Source organism: Acinetobacter sp. NIPH 817 (genome assembly GCF_000368405.1).
In the GTDB taxonomy this organism is placed as follows: Bacteria; Pseudomonadota; Gammaproteobacteria; order Pseudomonadales; family Moraxellaceae; genus Acinetobacter.
Genome location: NZ_KB849420.1, coordinates 1,580,548 through 1,600,074, shown reverse-complemented (window position 1 = coordinate 1,600,074; position 19,527 = coordinate 1,580,548). Strand labels below are relative to the sequence as shown.

General features: G+C 40.4%; 16 protein-coding genes and 1 pseudogene. 12 read left to right on the top strand and 5 right to left on the bottom strand.

What is annotated here, in order from left to right; genetic code table 11:
* Nucleotides 1-84: 84 nt before the first annotated feature.
* A complete protein-coding gene (locus F968_RS11170) occupies nucleotides 85-996 on the bottom strand; it encodes a LysR family transcriptional regulator (protein WP_004793128.1) in 912 nt (303 codons plus the stop codon).
* 98 nt (nucleotides 997-1,094) lie between these two features.
* Between F968_RS11170 and F968_RS11165 the strand changes: the two genes are divergently transcribed.
* Nucleotides 1,095-1,691, top strand: a complete 597-nt coding sequence (locus tag F968_RS11165; protein ID WP_004793126.1) for an NAD(P)H-dependent oxidoreductase — start codon at nucleotides 1,095-1,097, stop codon at nucleotides 1,689-1,691.
* A 55-nt stretch (nucleotides 1,692-1,746) separates the two neighbouring features.
* On the opposite strand, the gene pobR is transcribed toward F968_RS11165, so the two are convergent.
* Nucleotides 1,747-2,562 carry an IclR family transcriptional regulator PobR gene (gene pobR / locus F968_RS11160; RefSeq protein WP_004793124.1) on the bottom strand — a complete coding sequence of 272 codons (816 nt, stop codon included), beginning with the start codon at nucleotides 2,560-2,562 and terminating at the stop codon, nucleotides 1,747-1,749.
* A gap of 141 nt (nucleotides 2,563-2,703) precedes the next feature.
* Here pobR and pobA point away from each other — a divergent pair, with 141 nt between their 5' ends.
* The 8 genes and pseudogenes from pobA (at nucleotide 2,704) to phnX (ending at nucleotide 12,194) form a co-directional block, all read left to right on the top strand.
* Nucleotides 2,704-3,918: a 4-hydroxybenzoate 3-monooxygenase gene (gene pobA / locus F968_RS11155; protein WP_004793122.1), complete on the top strand. Its 1,215-nt coding sequence runs from the start codon at nucleotides 2,704-2,706 to the stop codon at nucleotides 3,916-3,918.
* Nucleotides 3,919-4,092: 174 nt separating this feature from the next.
* On the top strand, nucleotides 4,093-4,815 hold the full coding sequence (locus tag F968_RS11150) for a UTRA domain-containing protein (RefSeq protein ID WP_004793120.1): 723 nt from the start codon (nucleotides 4,093-4,095) through the stop codon (nucleotides 4,813-4,815).
* Nucleotides 4,816-4,906: 91 nt separating this feature from the next.
* A complete protein-coding gene (locus F968_RS11145) occupies nucleotides 4,907-5,944 on the top strand; it encodes a putative 2-aminoethylphosphonate ABC transporter substrate-binding protein (protein WP_004793117.1) in 1,038 nt (345 codons plus the stop codon).
* A gap of 22 nt (nucleotides 5,945-5,966) precedes the next feature.
* Nucleotides 5,967-7,169, top strand: a complete 1,203-nt coding sequence (locus F968_RS11140) for an ABC transporter ATP-binding protein (RefSeq protein ID WP_004793116.1) — start codon at nucleotides 5,967-5,969, stop codon at nucleotides 7,167-7,169.
* Nucleotides 7,163-8,872 (top strand): putative 2-aminoethylphosphonate ABC transporter permease subunit, encoded by a 1,710-nt coding sequence (locus tag F968_RS11135; RefSeq protein ID WP_004793114.1) that lies wholly within the window; start codon nucleotides 7,163-7,165, stop codon nucleotides 8,870-8,872. Before F968_RS11140 ends, F968_RS11135 begins: the two co-directional genes overlap by 7 nt.
* 103 nt (nucleotides 8,873-8,975) lie before the next feature.
* Nucleotides 8,976-10,130 (top strand): annotated as a pseudogene (locus tag F968_RS11130) (TIGR03364 family FAD-dependent oxidoreductase).
* 26 nt (nucleotides 10,131-10,156) lie between these two features.
* Nucleotides 10,157-11,344 carry a 2-aminoethylphosphonate--pyruvate transaminase gene (gene phnW, locus F968_RS11125; RefSeq protein WP_034596264.1) on the top strand — a complete coding sequence of 396 codons (1,188 nt, stop codon included), beginning with the start codon at nucleotides 10,157-10,159 and terminating at the stop codon, nucleotides 11,342-11,344.
* Nucleotides 11,345-11,378: 34 nt separating this feature from the next.
* The gene (phnX, locus tag F968_RS11120) at nucleotides 11,379-12,194 is read left to right on the top strand and encodes a phosphonoacetaldehyde hydrolase (protein WP_004793108.1); all 816 of its coding nucleotides are present in this window, start codon (nucleotides 11,379-11,381) and stop codon (nucleotides 12,192-12,194) included.
* 206 nt (nucleotides 12,195-12,400) lie between these two features.
* On the opposite strand, the gene F968_RS11115 is transcribed toward phnX, so the two are convergent.
* Together F968_RS11115 and F968_RS11110 are read right to left on the bottom strand one after the other, a co-directional pair.
* The gene (locus tag F968_RS11115) at nucleotides 12,401-13,651 is read right to left on the bottom strand and encodes an MFS transporter (protein ID WP_004793106.1); all 1,251 of its coding nucleotides are present in this window, start codon (nucleotides 13,649-13,651) and stop codon (nucleotides 12,401-12,403) included.
* Between the two features lie 61 nt (nucleotides 13,652-13,712).
* The gene (locus tag F968_RS11110; protein ID WP_004793105.1) at nucleotides 13,713-14,864 is read right to left on the bottom strand and encodes an acyl-CoA dehydrogenase family protein; all 1,152 of its coding nucleotides are present in this window, start codon (nucleotides 14,862-14,864) and stop codon (nucleotides 13,713-13,715) included.
* A 331-nt stretch (nucleotides 14,865-15,195) separates the two neighbouring features.
* On the opposite strand from F968_RS11110, the gene F968_RS11105 reads away from it, so the two are divergent.
* A complete protein-coding gene (locus F968_RS11105) occupies nucleotides 15,196-16,413 on the top strand; it encodes a CaiB/BaiF CoA transferase family protein (RefSeq protein WP_004793103.1) in 1,218 nt (405 codons plus the stop codon).
* A 185-nt stretch (nucleotides 16,414-16,598) separates the two neighbouring features.
* Nucleotides 16,599-17,444: an IclR family transcriptional regulator gene (locus tag F968_RS11100; protein WP_000996083.1), complete on the top strand. Its 846-nt coding sequence runs from the start codon at nucleotides 16,599-16,601 to the stop codon at nucleotides 17,442-17,444.
* 66 nt (nucleotides 17,445-17,510) lie between these two features.
* Here the strand turns inward: F968_RS11100 and F968_RS11095 are convergent, their stop codons facing one another.
* A complete protein-coding gene (locus F968_RS11095) occupies nucleotides 17,511-18,320 on the bottom strand; it encodes an enoyl-CoA hydratase (protein WP_004793101.1) in 810 nt (269 codons plus the stop codon).
* Between the two features lie 221 nt (nucleotides 18,321-18,541).
* On the opposite strand from F968_RS11095, the gene F968_RS11090 reads away from it, so the two are divergent.
* Nucleotides 18,542-19,513, top strand: a complete 972-nt coding sequence (locus tag F968_RS11090; protein WP_004793100.1) for an NAD(P)H-dependent flavin oxidoreductase — start codon at nucleotides 18,542-18,544, stop codon at nucleotides 19,511-19,513.
* The last annotated feature ends 14 nt before the right edge of the window (nucleotides 19,514-19,527 follow it).

The window sequence follows — 19,527 nt, the reverse complement described above, 5'->3', positions numbered from 1 at the left end:
GCCCCATCTTATTTTGAACATTAAGCCTAGCGAGCAACGTATTTATAAAAACCAGATGAAAGAGTGGCCATTATTGTTTTAACTTTATTTTTGAATGTTTAGTTCAGGGGGTAAATGCTGCGCCAAATAATCAATTGCAAGACGGGTTTTTAGAGGCATAAAGGGCAGTGTAGGCCATACCAAATGAATCGGAAAAGCAATACTCGACATGGTTTCTAATACTTGCACAAGCGTACCATCCTGTAATTCATTTTGAATGAGCCAATCGGGCAACCACGCGATACCTGCTCCAGCAAGTGCTGCATTTTTAATAGCTTGCAGATCATTTAAAAGAAGCTTTGCTTTGGGTTTAATAAATAAAGGCTCGGTATTTTCCTGTCGAAGTCGCCATTTTTGCATTTGACCAAAATGCGGGTCGGCAATCGTGGCGTGGTGGTCTAAGTCTTCAATATTTTCTAAGGGACCTGCTTCATTTAAATAGTTAGGTGAGGCACAAAGTAACATTCGATGCTCACCAATCGGTTTGGCAACGAGTTGAGTGGTGTCAGGTAATGCCCCGATTCTTATACATAAATCAAAACCTTCTTCGACCAAGTCTACAGTCCGATCATTAAATGAAATTTCTAGCTGTAAGTCCGCATGCTGTTGAGCAAATTTAACCATGAGTGGGGCAGCAAAGACTTGTCCAAAAAGTACAGGCACAGACATTCGTAAACGCCCCGTTGCGTTGATTTTTCTTTGGTCTAGCAGGGCCGCTGCGTTTTGTATTTCACTTAACGCTCGGCGGCTATGCTCATAAAACAAAGCGCCTTCATCAGTCATGCTGAGCGAACGTGTTGTTCTTTTAAATAGAACAACACCAAGCTGCTCTTCAAGCCGAGCAATATTTTTACTTATGGCTGAGCGAGTTAAATGCAATTGCTCGGCAGCTTTTACAAAACTTCCAGCTTCAACCACCGTCACAAATATAGAAATTGCACTTAGCTCATGTTGCATGGTTGTTGCCTAAAGGGAACCAATGATAAGAAATAATATCACCACTGTTGAATTTATTGTGGAGTTAATATGGCTTCATTGAAAACGTGGAGATGGTCATGGCTAAAATATTGGTATTAAAATCCAGCATTATGGGTGAGGTTTCACAAACCAATCGTCTAATCGATGTAATGCTTGAACATCGAAAAGACCAAGGTTTGCAAGATGACATCACCATACGCAATTTAGCTGAAATGAACCTGCCTGTATTAGATCTGGAAATTTTTCAGGCGCTGCGTGGGGCTGAAAATAACAATCAAGACATTCAGCAAATCATTGCTTTGTCTGATGAATTAATTGCCGAATTAAAAAGTGCCGATTTACTCGTGATTGGCGCACCCATGTACAACTTAAATGTCCCGACTCAACTCAAAAACTGGTTTGATTTGGTGGCACGAGCAAGACAAACATTCCGCTACACCGAAACTTACCCTCAAGGTTTGGTTGAAGGAGTAAAAGCTGTGGTGGTAAGTAGTCGGGGGGGGATCCATGTTGGCCAAGAAACTGAGGCAGTCACGCCTTATCTCAAAGCGGTGTTAGGGCTAATGGGCATTCATGACGTCGAATTTATCTATGTAGAAGGCTTAGACATGCAAGCCTATCGTAGCAATGCTTTAGATTTGGCAAACCAGCGAGTTAAAGAATTCGCCTTTTAAATTATGAGTTGAAACTCTTGTACCTCTAATTGATGACAAGAGTTTCTAAGTCTATTTAAATCACATTTCTAAGTTCATTTGCCGTGTTGCGCAGCAATGGCAAAATTTGCTGAACCAAATAATCTTCTTGTACACGGTTGGTTTGAGACATACAGTTAAGTGCTGCTATGGCTTGACCTTGCGCATTAAAAACGGGCACTGCAATCGCAATCACGCCAAGCTCATGTTCTTCTTTGGAAAGACAATAATCCGATAACGAAATACCTTTAAGCACTTCAAAAAACTTTGACTCATCTACAATGGTAAAAGGGGTTAAGCGTTTTAAACCATAATTTTTTACCCACGTATGCTGGGCTTCTTCGGACAGTGCTGCCAGCAATACTTTCCCTGTCGAAGTTGCATGAGCAGGTAATCGATTTCCTAAATGCATGCCATAAGGACTAACACGCAAATTATCTTGCTGCGGTAAATAGCTACGGGCAATCGGCACCACTTCGTTATCGTCCAGAACCACAATAGAAAAAGTAAGAGATGTCTGCGCACATAAAAGATTTAAAAATGATTGAGCAACTTTAGGCAGATGGGCAGAGCTTAAATAAGAACTCGAAAAGCGCAGCACACGATGAGTGAGCCAAAAGTAATGTTCATCAGTTTCTAAATAGCCTAAGTATTTTAAAGTTTTTAGATAACGCCTTGCCGCTGTACGACTAATACCAGTTCGCTCAGCCACTTGAGTGACATTAAGCCGTTGCCGATCTGTTCCAAAAGCTTCCAGTAAAGCCAAGCCTTTAGCTAATCCTGCGATGTAGTCATCTTGACGAATTTTCTCATGCGAGGTCGGGTGCTCTAAAAAAGCATCGAGAGAAGGCATCCATTTATTCCTGTTATTTTGGTTGTTTCTGTCCGCTATTCGGACAAACTAAATGATAAACGGTTATTTTCGTCTTGGATACATAGTGCACAAAACTTAAAGCCAGTAATTTAAAAGTCAGGATGAAACAAGGATGAAGTTATGGATATTTTAAAGACACGGGTTGCAATTATTGGATCTGGACCAGCAGGGTTATTGCTTGGGCAACTTCTATATAAAGCTGGCATCGATCATATTATTGTTGAGCAACGTAGTGCTGAATATGTGGCTTCACGGATTCGTGCAGGAATTTTAGAACAAGTTTCGGTCGACTTACTGAAACAAGCAGGCGTTGACCAAAACTTAAAAGAAAAAGGCTTACCGCATTCGGGCATTGAAATCTTAACCAAGGGTGAATTGCATCGGGTTGATTTAGCCGCACTCACAGGTGGAAAACAAGTGACTGTATATGGTCAGACCGAAGTGACTAAAGATTTAATGACTGCCCGTGAAGCAGCACAGCTCACTTCATTTTATGAAGTCCAAAATGTACAAGTGAAAGATTTCTACACGGCACCAAAAGTTGAGTTTGAGTACCAAGGTAAAGCCTTTCAAATTGAGTGTGACTTTATTGCTGGTTGTGATGGCTACCATGGTGTCTGCCGTGCCAGTGTGCCAGAAGACAAAATTAAAACCTTTGAAAAAGTTTATCCGTTTGGCTGGTTGGGTGTATTGGCCGATGTTCCACCTGTAGCCGATGAACTCATTTACGTACAGTCAGAACGTGGCTTTGCTTTATGCAGTATGCGTTCAGAAACACGTAGCCGTTATTATTTACAAGTCCCTTTAACTGATCACCTCGAAGATTGGTCCGATGAAAAATTTTGGGATGAGTTAAAAAACCGCTTAGACCCTGAAAGCCGTGAAAAGCTAGTGACAGGACCTTCTATTGAAAAAAGTATCGCGCCGTTACGTAGCTTTGTAACAGAGCCAATGCGTTTCGGAAAACTATTTTTAGCAGGCGATGCTGCGCATATTGTTCCACCGACAGGGGCAAAAGGCCTCAATCTCGCTGCCTCTGATATTGCTTATTTATCAAGTGCACTTGTTGAATATTATATGGAGGGTTCAGAACAAGGTATAAATGAATACTCAGAAAAATGCCTACAACGTGTATGGAAAGCTGAACGTTTTTCTTGGTGGATGACTCACTTGTTGCATCGTTTTGAAACTGAAAGTGAGTTTGATCATAAGATTAAGCAAGCAGAGCTAAGTTATGTACTCGGTTCGATTGCGGGTAAAACTACATTAGCCGAAAACTATGTCGGTTTGCCTTATGAGATTAAGCAAATTGATAGTTTTAAACATGCGAGTTAATAATTAAAAAAAGATAAAAGGGCACATAGATGCCCTTTTTCTATGGAAAAATTTAGTTAGAAAAAGTCTGAGATGCGGTGCGCTTTGCTTAAAAGATCAGCATTAATAAAAGCTTTTGTCACATTTTTTCAGTATATTGCTATTAATTTCTTTATTTATAAATTCTAAGTTTGTATGGAACAGGACCAAGCACGCATACCTAAATATATTCCTATCCGCGATGCAATTGCCCACGACATCGAATCTGGCGTATTAGACGCTCATGCAAAACTCCCATCGGAAAGAGTGCTATCTGAGCAATTCCAAACCACTCGCGTGGCTGCACGTGAAGCTTTGCTGGCTTTGGAAACTGATGGTCTGATTTATCGATTAGACCGCCGTGGCTGGTATGTTCGTTCTCCGCGTATTATTTATCACCCCCAATCTACAAAAAACTTTAACCAGTTTGTGATTGAACAAGGCTATGAACCTTCTACAGAAGTGATTTCCAGTGAGCTAACAACTGCAACTTCTTGGGATGCCAAGCATTTAAAAGTTGAAAAAGGGCATCCGATTTATTCAGTTTGGCGTCGTCGCTGTATTAATGGACGTCCTGTGTTGGTTGAACATTTACGTGTGAACGCCGAGCTTTTTCCCGATTTTTTAACTCATGATCTCAAGCAATCCATTACTTTACTAATGGCAAATCAATATAACTGCCATATCACCAGAGCCGACATTAACCTCTATCCAACAGCTTTATCGGAACAACAGGCCAAAGCGCTTCATGTTAATGTTGGTGCACTCGGTTTATATATTTGCCGTAGTAACAGAAATGAAAAGGGCGTGATTACCGATGTTGACCAAGAATATTGGCTACACGATGTCTTAGATTTACATTTCGAAGCACGAGCATAAAAATACAATCTGGTTTAAACCAGATTAATCAAACTGTCATATAAACCTGTTGAAATACGATCATCAAATAATTGCATTCGATGGTTTGCAGATGAAACAGTATGTTCAACAGACAATTAAACTTGGCACTGCATCAGTTTTAGGTGTAGTGGTCGCTTTTCAAATGGGATGTTCATCAGCAACATCAAAAAACTCAGAAGAAATTACAGTCTATACGGCAGTGGAAGCCGACCAGCTTAAACAATACCAAGAAGAATTACACAAAGCCTATCCAGAACTCAAAGTAAAATGGGTACGTGATTCAACAGGTGTAATCACCGCAAAACTTTTGGCAGAACAGAAAAATCCGCAAGCGGATGTGGTTTTTGGTGTGGCTTTAACCAGTTTGCTGGTCATGGAAAAGAAAGACATGCTTGAGCCTTTTAAACCTGAAGGCTTCCAAAATTTAAAACCCGAATTTGTAAGTCAAAAACCTGTACCAACTTGGACGGGTATGGATGCATGGGAATCTGCGATTTGTGTCAATAAAGTCGAATTAGAAAAACGTAAGTTACCGATTTCAAAAACTTGGAAAGATTTAACCAACCCGATTTATAAAAACCTGATTGTGATGCCAAATCCGGCTTCAAGTGGTACAGGATATTTAGATGTGACTGCTTGGATGCAGATCTGGGGTGAAAAGCAGGCGTGGGATTACATGCAGGCTTTAGACAAAAACATTTCGCAATATCCTCACTCTGGTTCAAAACCTTGCAAAATGGCCGCACAAGGCGAAATTCCAATTGGTATTTCTTTCGGTTATCCAGCATTTAAATTAAAAGCAGATGGCGCACCTTTGGAAGTGGTTTATCCAACTGAAGGGTTAGGTTGGGAAATGGAAGCCTCAGCAATTGTAAAAGGAACCAAGAAATTAAGTAGCGCACAAAAATTCATAAATTGGTCGGTAAGCAAAGCGGCAAATGAAGCCTATGCACATAACTTTTCAATGGTCGCTTATAAAGGCATTGAGAATACCACTATGAGTTTCCCGAAAAATCTTCCTCAACTGCTTGTAAAAAATGATTTTTATTGGGCGGCCGAACAGCGTGAACGTATTTTGGCTGAATGGTCAAAGCGTTTTGAAAAGTGATCTTTTGAATAAGGGCCTCATTATGCAAATACCTTCGTCATTGCAATCATCGCTGCTAGGTCAAAACCAAAAGGCCGAGTTAGCAGGGCATTTATTGTCGACACAAACGACCTATAAATATCCTGAACATGGCCCTTCGGTTTTAGAAGTGGTGGATATTCAAAAAAAGTTTCAACACTTTCAGGCTCTAACGCATATTAATTTAGATCTGAAAGCTGGTGAGTTCGTCAGCTTTTTGGGGCCTTCAGGGTGCGGTAAAACCACATTGCTGCGCATTATTGCGGGTCTTGAAAAACCTGATTATGGAAAGGTTATAAAAAAGGGAACAGATATAACGTTGCTAAGTGCTGAAAAACGGCACTGTGGCATTGTGTTTCAAAACTATGCGTTATTTCCAAATTTAAATGTCGAAAAGAATATTGCTTTCGGTTTAGACAAAAAAAAGTGGGATAAAGCACAGCGTAATCAACGGGTTCTGCAGTTATTAGATCTGATTGAGTTACCCGATATTGCTAAAAAATATCCAAATCAATTGTCGGGTGGGCAGCAGCAACGTGTTGCGCTCGCTCGGGCAATTGCACCGAATCCGGATATTTTATTGCTAGATGAACCGCTTTCAGCACTTGATGCTCAGGTACGTTTGAACTTAAGACAAAAGATTCGCTCAATTCAATCGCAGCTTAATTTGCCAACCATTATGGTGACGCATGACCAAGAAGAAGCATTAAGCATTTCTGACCGTGTTGTAGTGATGAATCATGGCGTGATTGAGCAAATCGATACGCCGCACAATATTTACTACAAACCACAAACCCAATTCGTTGCAAAGTTTATTGGCACAATGAACTTTTTAAAAGCCACTTGTGCAGTACCGAATCAGCTCGATGTTTTAGGTTTTATCCCTCTAAATCTGGAGCAGCAAAAGCTAAAAACTGGGCAAAACTACAGTATGGGTTTTAGACCCGAAGCAGTCGAGTTGGTAGATGATTTTGGCAGTGATAAAGAATCGCTGTATTTGCCAGTTAAAGTATTAAGCACTGAATTTTTAGGTGCAAAACGCCGTTTGTTTTGCGCCATTCATATTGATGGAATTGAGCAGGCAAAACACCTTTTGCAAATTGAAATTGAAAATACAAAGTTCAAATCTTTGCAAGAACTCATGTTTATAAAAGTGCCTAATCAGCTCATCCATGTTTTTGACGATCAAGGGTATGCACTATGTTAAATGAAACTGCTTCAGCGGTTTTAAAAACACAGCCGCGTCAAAAAACTGAATATTCATTAAGGTCAAATATTACTTTGGCGAGCGTCGCAATTGCTTTGACTTTAGCGATTATTGCTCCCTTAATAATGCTGTTTCAAAGTGCATTTTTTGATGAAAATCAAAATTTTGTCGGCCTTGAAAACTTTTATAATTATTTTGGTAGTTCCGCTTTACTCAGTTCTGTATTTAACTCTGTGTGGATCGCTTGTACTGCTACTGTCATTACAGTTTTTCTTGCCAGTATTTATGCGTTTGCACTGACCAATGTCAATATTAAAGGCAAAGGCTTGTTTAAATTGGTGGCATTTTTACCGATCTTGGCCCCGTCACTTTTGCCATCTTTGGCATTGGTTTATTTATTTGGCAAGCAAGGTGTATTCAAGCCTTTATTAGGTGATGTACAGATTTATGGCCCAATCGGTATTTTAATCAGTTATTGCTTTTGGCTATTTCCAGCAATTTTAATGCTGATGATGGTCTCCTTTAGAAGTGTCGATCAGCGTTTAATTGAAGCATCTTTGTCGCTGGGTAAAAATGTCTGGAAAACACATTATCATGTGACTTTACCTGCAATTCGTTATGGTTTAATCAGCGCAAGTCTGGTGGCTTTTATTTATGTCCTAACAGATTTTGGTATTCCAAAAGTCATTGGCGGTTCATTTAACATGATGGCGCTTGATGTCTATAAACAGATTATTGGTCAGCAAAACATGAGCATGGGTGCGGTCATCTCTATCTTGTTATTGCTACCAGCTGTTTTTGTTTTTATTTTCGATCGTATACAAAGCAAACGCCATGCACGCTTTCAAGCCTTTCAAATTAAGCCTTATGTCTCTGCGCGTAATAAAAAGCTTGAAACGGTTTTGACTTTATTTTGTGGCTTGGTTTCGGGTTCGATTTTACTCATTATTTTAACGGCAGTCTTGGCGTCATTTATCCAGTCTTGGCCTTATGATTTGTCTTTGACCTTGCAACACTACAGTTTTGAATATGTCGATGGTGGCGGTTGGGCAGCGTACTTTAACTCGGTTCGCATGGCTTTTTTTAGTACGGTTGTGGGCACGGCACTTATTTTTATGGTGGCACTATTAACTGAACGTTTTAAGGCGCATCCACTCATTAAAAATTATGTGCAAGCTTTGGTTCTATTACCTCTTGCAGTGCCGGGGCTGGTTCTAGGTATTGCTTACATTTTGTTTTTTAACCAGCAAAGCAACCCGTTAAATGTACTGTATGGAACCATGACCATTTTGGTGATTTCAACCATCGTGCATTATTACACCGTGCCACACCTCACTTTAACCAATGCCATTAAACAGATTCCGCTACAGCTTGATCAAGCAGCACAAACTTTAGGTACATCGAAGTGGAAAACCTTTTGGAAAGTGTATTTACCTATGTGTTTTCCAGCGCTGTGTGATGTGTCGGTCTATGTTTTTGTAAATGCCATGACGACCGTATCGGCTGCAATTTTCCTCTATTCACCAGACACCAGTTTAGCGGCGGTGGCCGTTTTAAATATGGATGATGCAGGCGATACTGTTGCTGCTGTTGCGATGAGTATTTTGATTTTAACAACCTCATGTGTTGTCAAACTCATTCATTGGTTATTTACCCGAAAAATTATGGCAAGAAGTCAGCAATGGCGTGAAAGCTCTCACTAAGTGATGTTTAGCTAAAACAATTTTTATTGAACCGACTGAAAGAAATGCTTTGTTCAACAAGGCAAGGGTTTGTTCATCCTAAATTTCGCAAATTGGAAGACTTATGAATAACGTACAGTTTGATTTAATTGTTGTCGGTGCCGGAATTTTAGGTTTGTCCGCTGCTATACAGGCACAAGAGCAAGGCTTAAAAGTCTGTATCTTCGAGAAAAATGCCAAGCCTGTAGGTGCAACTCGCCGTAATTTCGGCATGGTTGGAACATCGACTTTAACCCATCCAGAACAACCGTGGCGAAAGTATGCACTTGAAACACGCTCTTTTTACCAGCGTATTCAGGCTGAAACCGATATTTCATTTAAACAAAGGCAGGGCGTATATCTGGCAAATACTGCACTTGAATGGCAGGTTTTAAATGAGTTTGCCGAGCGTGCAGGCAGGTACCAGATTCCGGTTCATCTGCTCAGCCATGAAGAACTAACCACACAATTTTCATATTTAAATCCCGAGCAGCAGTTCGAAGGCGGCTTAATCTTTGAAGAAGATTATTCGGTCGAACCGCATGTGATTGGGCAGCGCCTGTTGGCATATGCTGAAAGTAAAGGTGTGGTGATCTATACCAATGCTTGTGTAGTACAAACCAAATGCCAGCAGGAAAAGTGTCAAGTTCGTCTAGCAAATGGCGAGATTCATCGGGCAAATAAAGTTTTGATCTGCCACGGTGAGGTCATCGATATTTTATATCCAGAGTTGCTGCAAAGTTTGAATCTGAAACGTTGTGGCTTACAAATGGCGCTGACTCAACCATTTCAACAAAAATTAAATACTTCTCTTTATTCAGGTTTGTCGATTTCGCGCTATCCAGCCTTTGAGATTTGCCCAAGTCATCATGAGCTGATTAAAGCGTCACAACAAGGATTTGTTAAAGAATTTGGGATTCATGTTCTGATTAAACAAAACGAATTTGGCGAACTCATCGTAGGGGATAGTCACGAATAACATCCGCTTGATGAAGCACCTCAGTTTGAGCAACGCGAAGACATTAATCAATTTATTCAAGCCTACTGCCACGAAAAACTGGGGCTGACTTTACCTCCAATTCAAAAACGTTGGAATGGTTATTACTTGACCCATGAACATGAGTTGGCCTGTGTCACTGAAGCTGAAAAAAACATCTTTCTGGTGAGTGCGATTGCCGGTAAAGGCATGACCACTGGGGCTGGGTTTATGAAAGAAATATTAGAACAAAATATTTACTAGTTTGTCATCTGGTTTAAACCAGATTAGTGTATATTGAAATTAACGTGAACGAAGTGAGCAATCTTATGAACATGCAACCACAACTCGATATGGATTTAGAAAACAAATATCTGCTTTTGACACCAGGACCATTATCAACATCTGCAACGGTCCGCCGTGCCATGCAAAAAGACTGGTGTACTTGGGACCAAGAATATAATTCGCTTGTACAAGATATCCGCTCTCGATTGGTTAATTTGGCAACCAGTCAACCTGAAAAATATACGGCTGTGTTAATGCAAGGCAGTGGTAGTTTTGCGGTGGAGTCTGTGCTTGGTTCGGCTATTCCACGTGATGGCAAAATCTTGATTATCAATAATGGCGCTTACGGTGCACGTATGGTGCAAATGGCGCGTTGCCTAAATATTGAAGTGATAGAGCTGAACTATTTAGAAACCCAAACACCAGATTTACAAGAGATTGAGCGCGTTTTACAAGATCAAACTATTAGCCATGTTGCTTGTGTGCACTGTGAAACCACCACGGGAATTTTAAACCCGATTCAAGACATTGGTCGTTTAGTTAAATCGACAGGGAAAATCTGGATTGTAGATGCGATGAGTTCATTTGGCGGTGTGCCTATGGATATCGCGGAGCTTGAAATTGATTTTCTGATTTCAAGTGCAAATAAATGTATTCAAGGTGTGCCGGGTTTTGGTTTTATTTTGGCGAAACGTGATTGCCTAGAAGCGTGTAAAGGTTTGGCTCGTTCGGTCAGCCTCGATTTATATGACCAGTGGAATACCATGGAGCAGCATAACGGTAAATGGCGCTTTACCTCGCCAACCCATGTAGTACGTGCATTTTACCAAGCCTTGCTTGAGCTTGAGGCAGAGGGCGGAGTTGCTGCACGTTATCAACGTTATTTACAAAACCAACAAACCTTATCTCAAGGTATGCAACAGCTTGGTTTTGAATTGGTATTAGGCAATCAAGTACCCCAATCACCAATTATCACCACATTCCTTTACCCGACAGTTGAAACATTTAGCTTTCAGTCATTTTACGAAACTTTGAAAAAGTCAGGCTACGTGATTTATCCGGGCAAAGTCACCGATCTTAACTGTTTCCGTATTGGCAATATTGGCGAAGTTTATGTTCATGACATTGAAGAGCTTCTTGCTGCAATTGCCAGCTATTGCAAAAGCCATCTAAATCAAGCTGTAACAGCATAGTTTTTAAATCATTTAAATTAAAGGTTAATACATCATGAAGACGAACAATACACAAATTCAGGCTGTTGTTTTTGACTGGGCTGGTACAACAGTAGATTTTGGCTCACGCGCACCCATCTTGGCTTTTATGGCTTTATTTAAAGACAATAAAGTTGAAATTACGATTGAAGAAGCTCGTGCACCAATGGGTTTGGAAAAACGCGACCATATAGCTGCTGTTTTAAAAATGCCGCGTGTAGCAGCAGCATGGCAGGAAGTATATGGGCAGGCTGCAACAGAGGCAGATATTGACCGTTTATATAAAGACTTTATTCCTTACCAATTAAAATCGATTCCCAAATGTTCTGCTTTAATTCCGGGTGCATTGGCGACTTTTGAAAATATTAAAGGCCGTGGTGCAAAAATTGGCAGTAACACAGGCTATGCATCAATGATGATTGGGCGATTGGTTAAAGATGCTGCCGATCAGGGCTATCGACCGGACTGTATCGTTACTGCCAGTGATGTGAAATTTGGCCGTCCATATCCTGAAATGTTATGGAAAAACTTAATTCAACTCGACGTATCTGACATCAAAACTGTTGTAAAAGTGGATGATACCGTGATGGGTATTGATGAAGGTTTAAATGCGGGATGCTGGACCGTAGGACTTGCGATTAGCGGCAATGAAGTCGGTTTAAGCTATGAAGAGTGGAGTGCATTATCGACTGACGAACAGATTGTTCTAAAAGATAAGGCCTATCGAAAAATGAATGCCTCGGGTGCTCACTATGTGATTGATAGTGTCGCGGACTTGCCAAATGTACTGGACGATATTGAACGCCGTTTGGGACAGGGTGAACGACCTTAAATATAGTTTAGGTCAATATATTTTTAAGCTTAGCTCCCTTGAGAGCTAAGCTTACCTAAAAAATTAAAATGAAGAGTAATAAACTCCACATATTTGAAAATAAGGAGCAACCTTGCAGATTAAACTCCTATTTTCCTCTAACTATCTAAACATATGCTCCAATAGTTAGTTCCATCACCACATATAAATATATGTAATGAATCTCTTTACGACTTTTGTGGGTCGTATATTTTTTCTTTAATGAATAGAGCAGGGATCACACCACAAATCAGATAAGCTGCACCCATTACGACAAAACCTAAACCAATAGATCCGCCAGAGGCTAAGAAGCCGATAGTTGCAGGGGCTAACGCAGCGCCTAAACGTCCAACATTATAAGCGCCGCCAATGGCCGTACCGCGAATAGCTGTCGCAAAGCTTTCGGTCATATAGGTTGCATTTACACCATAAGGGATGCCGTAGAGGAAGCCGAAGGTGATGAGTAAATAGAGAATGTTGCTTGGCGAGTTATAAAAAACAATGAGAGGTAAGAAAATAGCAGTACCGATTGCACCAAACGCGTAGGTAAAACGACGCCCTAATTTATCAGCCATCATGCCTGCAAGGACTTTACCTAAAATCATGGCGGTATATGTACCTACCATATAAGCCGTCATTTCTTTGAACTTCATACCCAGTTCACTTTCTAGATATGACGGCATCCAGTTATTTACACCATAGTAGCCAAACTGTAAGAAGCCCGCGGTTAACGCCCACAAGATAAACATATTACGGTTTTGTTTATCTTGGAAAATAAGCTTAAATGCTGAAGTTTTCGGAGGGTTTTGCGCCAAAACAGGTTGTTGTAGTCGAGACTTTTGCCATGCTTCTGGTTCTGGTACCAGAATATGCATGAGAACAGCAATAACAACGGGAATAATGGCAACATAAAACAGCATACGCCAGCCATGATCAGGAATAATCCAACCTGCAAGTAAAGTCGCAACAATATATCCAACAGTCCAGCCAGCTTGTAAGGTTCCAAGGACTGTGGTGCGGTAACGTGTTGGTACATATTCGGCCATGAGGGTATTACAGGCGATATAGAGTGAACCCAAACCCAGTGACGCAAAAAATCTTAAAATACCAAACTGAAGAAAGCTTTGAGTAAAACCTAAGCCACAGGTGAGAAGTGAGAAAATTAAAATAGAAATAACCACAATGCGGACGCGACCAAATTTATCGCATGCCCATCCCCCAAAAATGCCACCAACAGCCATACCTGCTAATGTAAAACTGCCAAGCATACCTGCTTGCACTGAACTTAATCCAAAATCTGCCTTAATACTATTTAAACTATAAGACAGCAGCATCAAATCTGCACCATCTACCAATAGGGCCAGAAAGGCAAAAATGAATGCTATTTTCCACGTATGAGGTTGTATACGAGAAAGACCTTCTTTGTAATTTGTAGCCATAATCCATTACCTACATTTGATTGAAAGCACTTCAAGTCGTTTTAAAGTGCTTAAAATTTGATTAAGACGCAGCGCGAATCATGTTTCGGGCAATAATCACTTGTTGAATTTGAGTGGTCCCTTCATAGAGACGGAATAAACGGACATCGCGATAAAAACGTTCAATGGCATATTCACTGATGTAACCCGCACCGCCGTGAATCTGTACACAGCGATCGGCGACACGGCCACACATTTCGGTCGCAAACATTTTTGCGCATGAAGCTTCAGTGCTCACGTTATGTCCGGCATCGCGTAGGCGTGCAGCGTCTAAGACCATACATTTAGCCGCATAAATTTCGGCTTTTGAGTCGGCAAGCATGGCTTGAATGAGTTGAAATTCGGCAATAGGTTGTCCAAACTGCTTGCGTTCGATGGCGTAATTTAAAGAATCGTCTAGCATTCTGGTTGCTGCGCCGACACTTAAAGCAGCAATATGCAAACGGCCTTTATCGAGCACTTTCATGGCCGTTTTAAAACCAACACCTTCCACGCCACCAATGAGTGCTGAGGCAGGAATACGACAATTTTCAAAAATCACATCACAGGTATGGGCACCTTTTTGTCCCATTTTTTTATCGCGTTTACCAAGTGAAATGCCTGGGGTTTGACTGTCGACAATAAAAGCAGAAATACCACCAGCACCTTTAATATCAGAATTTGTACGTGCCATGACTGTAAATACGCCAGCATGGGGTGCATTGGTAATAAAGCGTTTAGTGCCGTTTAACACATAAAAATCGCCATCTTTTACTGCACTGGTTTTTAAAGAGGCTGCGTCCGAGCCTGCGTCTGGTTCGGTTAAACAAAAAGAACTGATCACTTCACCACGCGCTAAACGCGGCAAGAAAAATGATTTTTGTGCTTCGGTCCCGTCAATAATCAGGCCACTTGAACCAATACCATTATTGGTTCCAATCAGAGAGCGAAAAGCAGGAGAGGTACGGCCTAATTCGAAAGTGACATAGACCTCTTCTTCCATCGTTAGCCCAAGACCTTCGTAATCTTCAGGAATGGTTAAACCAAATAAGCCCAGCGCTTTCATTTGTTCAACGATGTGTTGAGGAATTTCATCCGTTTCAGCGACTTCATTCTCATGAGGAATTAATACACCTTCAACAAATTGTCGAATCATATCAACAAGTTGATCTAAGGTTTCCTGATCTCGAATCATAGTCTCGTCCTTTTACTACATGCAAAAAACATCAATGTGATGTTCGTAAAATCATCAATATTTGAAGCGATAGTAATCAAAGGATGAACGTAAAACAATATATTTTGAAAATTAATTTCGCAATGCGATACTTTGTTATTGTTTTATGTTTGCCTAATTTATTGATTTATTTAAGCTATATTTTCTTATAAAAAATCATTATTTTTAGTGGAAAATTAAAGTTTGATTTTTAAAATGAGCTGTGTATATTAAAAATATATATCGCTATGCGAAATTTTAAATGGATAAGTTTTCCTATAGGAAATAAGTCACAAAATATAGTGGGATGAAGATGGGTGCTTTAAATGGAATTCGGGTACTTGACTTAAGTCGGGTATTGGCTGGGCCTTGGTGTGGACAGATTCTTGCCGATTTAGGTGCAGAAGTAATCAAGATTGAAAGACCGAAAGTCGGTGACGATACTCGTTCTTGGGGGCCACCTTGGATGAAAAATGACTCAGGCCAAGACACCCAAGAAGCCGCTTATTACCAGTCCACTAACCGCAATAAGTTATCGGTTGCCATCGATATTGCCAGTTCTGATGGACAAGAGCTAATTAAAGCCCTCATTCAAGACACCGATGTCGTGATTGAAAACTACAAAGCGGGTTCTCTGAAAAAATACGGTTTGGATTACGAGTCTTTATCTGAGATTAATCCTAAACTGGTGTATTGCTCGATTACAGGCTTTGGTCAAACTGGCCCAAGAGCAGAAGAACCCGGTTATGACTTTATTATTCAAGGCATGGGCGGCCTCATGTCAGTTACGGGTGAACGTGATGATTTGCCGGGTGGCGGTCCACAAAAAGTAGGGGTCGCATTTTCCGATTTAGCCACAGGTCTTTATTCTACGATTGCCATACAAGCTGCTTTACTCAACCGCCATGTAACGGGTTTAGGCCAATACATTGATATGGCTTTACTTGATGTTCAAATTGCCACAATGGCAAATCAGGGAATGAACTATCTTTCATCGGATAATATCCCGAAGCGTTATGGCAATGCACATGCCAATATTGTGCCTTATCAGGTATTTAAAGCTTCTGATCGTGATTTTATTATCGCGTGTGGAAATGACACTCAGTTTATTCAGCTTTGTAGAAGTATTGGATTACCCGATTTACCAAATGATGCACGTTTTGCCCGAAATGCAGATCGAATCAAACACCGGGAGGAAATTATCGGGATTTTATCAAAACACTTTTTAACTAAAACAGCAGATGAGTGGGTAGATGCAATCTACGCTGCTAAAGTTCCAGTTGGTGTGATTAATAACTTGGAACAAGCTTTCCAAGAGCCGCAAGTGATAGCCCGAGAAATGCTGGTCGAGATGAATCATCCTCAACGTGAAAAATTGAAGGTAATTGGATCACCAATCAAACTCTCTAGAACACCTGTTGAGTACAAAACAGCACCTCCGTTATTAGGAGAACATACTCAGGCGGTTTTAGGTCGAGTGATTTCTTCAGAAAAACTGGCTGAGTTGAAAGAAAAGGGCGTAATTGGATAAGTGGCTTAAAGCGGAAGGTTAAAATTATATTTAAAATCAGAAAATAAAATATTTAACCTTTTGCTTTAACGAGTTAAATGAATTTATGTTTTAGACGCAGACTAGGATGTTTGCTTTTTTGCTATTTATAGAAAAAATAGATTATAATTTTCGCAGTGCGAAACAAAATATGGATTGGTATGACAATGAACGATGCAGTTGATGCAGAACAGACAGAAAAATTATTAGCGCCTTTAAGGCATGAATTATTACATCCGATTGAAGATATGCAGGATGAAAATGATCGCCAATTTATTACTGCATTAGCACGTGGTTTAGAGCTATTACGTTGTTTTACGCCTAAACATCAGCATTTGGGCAATCAAGAGCTTGCTCAGATGACAGGTTTACCAAAACCAACCATTACTCGCCTCACACATACCTTGTCGCGTTTGGGTTATATCAAACAAGTACCTAACTCAAGTAAATTTCAGCTTTCAGTTGGAGTTCTTGCGTTTGGTTATTCGATGCTGTCTAACGTATCGATTCGCTCTATTGCTCATCCATATATGAAAAATTTGGCAGACTATGCTGGCGCTGCTGTAGCCATGGCAACACGTGATCGACTCAATATGATTTATCTTGACGTGGTGCAAGGCAAAGGCAATATGACCATGCGCCGTCAAGTCGGAACGTATTTACCGATTCATTTAAGTTCGATGGGACGTGCATGTTTAGCTGCCATGCCAGAAGATGAAAGAGAGTTCTTGCTTAATGCCATTCGTAACAAGCACAAAGAAGACTGGATCAAAATTAACCGTGATCTAGACAAAGCCTTTAAAGATTACCAAGATTTTGGATACTGTTTTTCAATTGGCGAATGGCATAAAGATGTCAATTCTGTTGCTGTTCCACTCATTCATGAACAACATGGTTTGCTGGTGTTCAACTGTGGTGGCCCAAGTTTCATTATGAATCGTGAAAAACTTGAAGAAGATATTGCACCACGTCTTTTACATATGGTGAATAATATTCGCACTGAAATTAGCTAAACCTATTTGATTCATTTATAAGAGCCAGCTTTGTTTTTTCAAGGCTGGCTTTTTAGTGGGTAAGCTTTAGGCTGTTTGGTTGTGAAAGTTCGGTTTCCGTTTTTCTTTGAAAGCACTTAATGCTTCTTTAAACTCGGAGCCTTGTAAACAACGCGAGAAAATAGTCGACTCATGGTCAATACGATTGAGTAGATCATCAATTGGCATATCTCTTAGTAACTTTTTACTGAGCTGTAAGGCTTGGCTTGGTTTGTGAGCGAGTTTAATTGCCACATCTTCAACTACCTGATCCAGCTCATTGGCTTCAAATATTTCATTTACCAGACCATAATTTTTTGCTTGTTCCGCCGAAAATTTTTCACCCAGTAAAATAATTTCCGAAGCTCGAGCAAAGCCCAATAATCTTGGCAAGATGTAACTTGAACCCGCTTCAGGTATAAGCCCCAAATTCACAAAGGGGAACTGAAAAATAGAGTTTTGGCTTGCATACACAAGGTCGCAATGTAAAAGCATGGTGCTGCCAATGCCAATTGCCACACCATTTACTTTAGCAATAATTGGTTTTGGAAAGGTTGCTAAGCTTTTTAAGAAAACAATCGAAGCGGGTGGTTCTGAAGTGGTGGTATCTCGTTTTTCAAATGCGTTTACATCATTGCCGCTGGTAAATGCGGAGTCTTCACCAGTAAGCACAACCACATGAATGTCTTGATTGGTTGCAGCTTGATCTAATGCCTGACTTAAAGCTGCATACATTTCATAATTAATTGCATTTTTTTTAGCGGGATTGCTCATGGTGAGGGTTAGTATATTTTTATCAAAATACTTATGAATTGTGCCTGTTTTAAGCTCGCTTTGGGTTTTGTTGTTCTGCTGCATCATTCATTCCTTTAAATAATTTTCCGTCTAAAATTTAAACTGATGCTATCGAAAAATAATTCCGCTATCAATTATTTTGTTTTATATTGTGGTATAAAATTTTGTATTGTGAAATTTTTAACTTAAATTACTTTAAATACTGATAGTATTTATGCGTAAATAAGCATCTAGCCCTGCTAGGGAAATAAGAGGCTGGCTATAGAACAGTGAGTGGAAAGAATATGAAGACCAAAATTACAGAACTATTTGAAATTGAGCATCCAATTATTCAAGGCGGTATGCATTATGTTGGTTTTGCAGAGCTTGCTGCTGCGGTTTCGAACGCGGGCGGGTTAGGTATTATCACTGGCTTGACTCAGCGTACACCTGAAAATCTGGCAAAAGAAATTGCACGTTGCCGAGAAATGACCGATAAACCTTTTGGGGTAAATTTAACCTTTTTACCTACCGTAAATACTCCTGATTATCCGGGTTTTGTAGAGGCAATTATTAAAGGTGGCGTAAAGATTGTAGAAACAGCAGGGCGTAATCCTGAACAGGTGATGCCATATTTAAAGGCTGCTGGTATTAAAGTAATTCACAAATGTACTTCGGTTCGACATAGCTTAAAAGCTCAGCAAATTGGATGTGATGCGGTTTCTGTAGATGGTTTTGAGTGTGGTGGGCATCCTGGTGAGGATGATGTGCCAAATATGATTTTATTACCTTTAGCAGCCGATGCATTAGACATCCCGTTTGTTGCCTCTGGTGGTATGGCAGATGGGCGCTCACTTGCTGCGGCTTTAGCGATGGGAGCCGATGGAATTAATATGGGAACCCGCTTTATTGCGACTCAGGAAGCTCCTGTACATGCAAATGTGAAGCAGGCGATTTTAAATGCAACTGAACGAGATACGCGTTTAATTATGCGTGCTTTGCGAAATACAGAACGTGTCATGAATAATGCTGCTGTAGAAAAAATCGTGGCAAAAGAAAAAGCACTTGGCGATAACATTAAATTTGAAGATATTATTGAAGAAGTGGCTGGCGTTTATCCAAAAGTCATGATTGATGGCGATGTAAATGCAGGCGCATGGTCATGTGGGTTAGTGGCAAGCTTAATCCATGATATTCCGACATGTGATGAACTGGTCAGCCGAATTGTCAAAGAGGCAGAAGATATTATTCGTGGTCGGTTATTAAGGCTTTTATAACGAACCATTAGCCT

Excerpts from the sequence above, each read along its gene's own strand:
- F968_RS11170 (WP_004793128.1), bottom strand. The coding sequence starts at position 996 with ATGCAACATGAGCTAAGTGCAATTTCTATATTTGTGACGGTGGTTGAA.
- F968_RS11165 (WP_004793126.1), top strand. The coding sequence starts at position 1,095 with ATGGCTAAAATATTGGTATTAAAATCCAGCATTATGGGTGAGGTTTCA.
- pobR (WP_004793124.1), bottom strand. The coding sequence starts at position 2,562 with ATGCCTTCTCTCGATGCTTTTTTAGAGCACCCGACCTCGCATGAGAAA.
- pobA (WP_004793122.1), top strand. The coding sequence starts at position 2,704 with ATGGATATTTTAAAGACACGGGTTGCAATTATTGGATCTGGACCAGCA.
- F968_RS11150 (WP_004793120.1), top strand. The coding sequence starts at position 4,093 with ATGGAACAGGACCAAGCACGCATACCTAAATATATTCCTATCCGCGAT.
- F968_RS11145 (WP_004793117.1), top strand. The coding sequence starts at position 4,907 with ATGAAACAGTATGTTCAACAGACAATTAAACTTGGCACTGCATCAGTT.
- F968_RS11140 (WP_004793116.1), top strand. The coding sequence starts at position 5,967 with ATGCAAATACCTTCGTCATTGCAATCATCGCTGCTAGGTCAAAACCAA.
- F968_RS11135 (WP_004793114.1), top strand. The coding sequence starts at position 7,163 with ATGTTAAATGAAACTGCTTCAGCGGTTTTAAAAACACAGCCGCGTCAA.
- phnX (WP_004793108.1), top strand. The coding sequence starts at position 11,379 with ATGAAGACGAACAATACACAAATTCAGGCTGTTGTTTTTGACTGGGCT.
- F968_RS11115 (WP_004793106.1), bottom strand. The coding sequence starts at position 13,651 with ATGGCTACAAATTACAAAGAAGGTCTTTCTCGTATACAACCTCATACG.
- F968_RS11110 (WP_004793105.1), bottom strand. The coding sequence starts at position 14,864 with ATGATTCGAGATCAGGAAACCTTAGATCAACTTGTTGATATGATTCGA.
- F968_RS11105 (WP_004793103.1), top strand. The coding sequence starts at position 15,196 with ATGGGTGCTTTAAATGGAATTCGGGTACTTGACTTAAGTCGGGTATTG.
- F968_RS11100 (WP_000996083.1), top strand. The coding sequence starts at position 16,599 with ATGAACGATGCAGTTGATGCAGAACAGACAGAAAAATTATTAGCGCCT.
- F968_RS11095 (WP_004793101.1), bottom strand. The coding sequence starts at position 18,320 with ATGCAGCAGAACAACAAAACCCAAAGCGAGCTTAAAACAGGCACAATT.
- F968_RS11090 (WP_004793100.1), top strand. The coding sequence starts at position 18,542 with ATGAAGACCAAAATTACAGAACTATTTGAAATTGAGCATCCAATTATT.